Raw genomic sequence first — 547 nt, 5'->3', positions numbered from 1 at the left:
CGAGATGCTGATCTCCGCCCAGACCCGCGATGCCCTTGCCGAAGGCATTCTGGCCGCGGTTAAGCGGCTCTATTTACTGGGCAAGAACGACCGTCCGACGGGAACCTTTACGTTCGCTGAGTTACTTGCCCATGAACTTTCGGTAGAGCGGGCCAGTAGGCTCAGCGGCTCCTGAATTTGGCGTGGGCGCCCAGATCTGGTGTCCTGTGAGTTGTGTTGCCAACCGTAGCTGCCGCACCCACTGGTTGCTGCAGCTGAGCATTTTCCAGGAGACGTTCTAGGGCGGCCTCAACTTCCGCCTTCCACCCCAGACCTTTGTCCAGCTCCAGCCGCAACCGCGGGAAGTAGGTGTGTGGCGCCACAACAACAAAACCCACGTCCATCAAAAAGTCTGCGTCGATGATGCAGTGGTCGATCGAACAGTCACCGACGACCTCGAGCACCGGCTGCACGTCCGGGGGGACCAAGCCGGGATCTTGCAACGCAGCGGTTGCCGCCGTGCGGCCGAAGGCTTCCAGGGCCCGGACACCGCGCCGAACCAGCTCGT

At 61.6% G+C, this 547-nt stretch carries 2 pseudogenes; one reads left to right on the top strand and one right to left on the bottom strand.

Features of this window, described 5'->3' with window-relative positions:
* A pseudogene (locus F0Q45_RS26635) lies at nucleotides 1-175 on the top strand (N-acetylmuramoyl-L-alanine amidase); the annotation flags it as partial.
* Here the strand turns inward: F0Q45_RS26635 and F0Q45_RS26630 are convergent.
* A pseudogene (locus F0Q45_RS26630) lies at nucleotides 162-547 on the bottom strand (acetyltransferase); the annotation flags it as partial. The pseudogenes F0Q45_RS26635 and F0Q45_RS26630 sit on opposite strands and share 14 nt — an antisense overlap.

It is taken from the genome of Mycobacterium simiae (genome assembly GCF_008370645.1).
GTDB lineage: Bacteria > Actinomycetota > Actinomycetes > Mycobacteriales > Mycobacteriaceae > Mycobacterium > Mycobacterium simiae_A.
The sequence above is the reverse complement of the archived record's forward strand: the minus strand, read 5'-3'. Positions and strand labels throughout refer to the sequence as shown.